The organism is Mucilaginibacter sp. (genome assembly GCF_036383575.1).
GTDB lineage: Bacteria > Bacteroidota > Bacteroidia > Sphingobacteriales > Sphingobacteriaceae > Mucilaginibacter.
The window spans coordinates 1-2,030 of the sequence record NZ_DASVOB010000639.1 but is presented as its reverse complement, the minus strand read 5'-3'; the positions used below and the strand labels follow the sequence as shown (position 1 = coordinate 2,030).

Below are 2,030 nucleotides of genomic sequence, written 5' to 3'. Positions count from 1 at the left end.
CGCCGCACCGCCTATCAGGCAAATTACTATGGCCTCTATCAAAAACTGTTTACGAATAATAGCCGGGGTAGCACCGATGGCTTTTCGTACACCAATTTCGCGGGTACGTTCGGTTACCGATACCAGCATAATATTCATAAGACCGATAGCCGCACCAATGAGCGTGATGATACCTACAGCAAAACCAGCGGCTGTAATCCCTGCAAGCTGGCCTGAAAGTTCTTTTTGAATGGAATCGCTCCGACTTATTTCAATGTTATCCTGGTTAATTACATTAAGCCCTCTTACATTTCTGAACAGGGAAGTAGCTTCGCCAATGGTAGCATCAAGCGCACCGGGAGTGGCTACTTTAATGGTTACCGTAAATGATGCATTTTTTGTACTGTCTATTTGCTTGGCTTTCAATACAGGGATCACACAAAATTTATCGCCTCCAAATGAGCTTGAACCTTTTGATGCAAATACGCCAACAATCCTGAACCTGTCGGTACCAAGGTATATCGATTTATTTATCGGGTCTTCGGTTTTAAAAAGTTTCTTTTTGATCTCATCGCCAATGATCACCACGTTTGAGCCATGTTCCAGCTCAGAGGCCGAAAAATTACGCCCGAAAGCCAGTTTTTTACCAGCTGTTAGCAGGTAGTTTTCGTTTGAACCCGAAATAGAGATATTTGGATTGGTTTTTTGGTTGCCATATTTAGCTACTGCGGTGCCATTCACCTCTAAATTAATGGCCACAGCCACTGGTAGTTTAAACGTGTTTTTGAAACGCACCGCCTGATCATAAGTAATGGCCGGATAAACCTTGCGATGCCCGCCATTGCCAAAGTTTAACCCTTCGCCGCGGTTCTGTAAGGTGAAGGTATTGGCGCCAAGATCAGCAAAAGCATCATTGGTAAACTGCCTGATCCCCTCAATTGCCGTTAAAATACCAACCAAAGCCATAATACCTATAGCGATGATCAGCGCGGTTAACGAGGTGCGCAGCCTGTTGCCGGCTATGGACTGTAATGCAATAGAAATGTTTTCTTTGTAAGAGGTTTTTACCGGCATGGTATAAATATAAAAAACTTGTTGGTATGACTAAGCACTATGCCTATTTGTTACAGGGGCAGATCACTAATTTTTTGATTGGTGACATATCTGATTGTAATAATATTGGGAGCATTGAAATAGTCTGATTTGGCGGCATGCCAATTATACTTTAAATTTCGGCCGAAATTTAAACCTTGAAATGAAAAATCACATCCTCTTGTTTTCCATTGTGTTGTTGGCCATGGGTATTTCAAATGCATATGGGCAGATTGAGATAACAAAACCAATAGAAGAATACGGTTTTAACGAAAAAACAGTGGTCATCAATGCGAAAGGCGAAAAATATCCCTTTGCTAAGTGGCATGAACTGGTGGCTACAGGCAATTATATGTTGAAACCTGTACAGCATGATAGCGACAGTTCGGCTTTTGTTTTGACTAAACGCGATAATCTTACAGATGGGCGTTTGCATGTTGATGCTAAGAAACCATCGGAGACCAGATTTTTTAAAACAGGCAGCACATTTAACTTTTTTAGTATGAAGGATGTTAACGGTAATGTGATTACAGCTGCAGATCTGAAAGGGAAAATTGTTGTCCTGAATTTTTGGTTTATAGCTTGCCCTCCCTGCCGGTATGAAATGCCGGAACTAAATCACCTTGTTGAAGCATATCAAAATAATAAAGATGTTGTATTCATCGCAATTTCATTGGATAAAACGGAACAGGTTGAACGATTTTTGAAAGTATCGCCATTTAAATATCATGTCATCGGTGATTCGATGCCATTGTTTGCTTATTACGGTGTTGATGAATGTCCAGTGAGTTTGGTTGTTGACAGGGAAGGCGTTATACGGTTTAACAGCCAGGGCTACGGCGACGGAACCGTGCCGGATTGGATCAGGAAAACTATATCAGATATCCGGTAGCAATTCTTAAAGATTTAAAAGCACACGGGTATATCTCTAAAAACAAAAGCCGCTTCATAACAATATG

The 2,030-nt window shown here is 41.3% G+C and carries 2 protein-coding genes; one reads left to right on the top strand and one right to left on the bottom strand.

The window, feature by feature from the left end; genetic code table 11:
• On the bottom strand, positions 1-1,053 hold a 1,053-nt coding region (locus VF500_RS22555), incomplete at its 3' end, for an ABC transporter permease (protein ID WP_330861836.1).
• 181 nt (positions 1,054-1,234) lie between these two features.
• Between VF500_RS22555 and VF500_RS22550 the strand changes: the two genes are divergently transcribed.
• A complete protein-coding gene (locus tag VF500_RS22550) occupies positions 1,235-1,963 on the top strand; it encodes a TlpA disulfide reductase family protein (protein ID WP_330861835.1) in 729 nt (242 codons plus the stop codon).
• Positions 1,964-2,030: the final 67 nt, after the last annotated feature.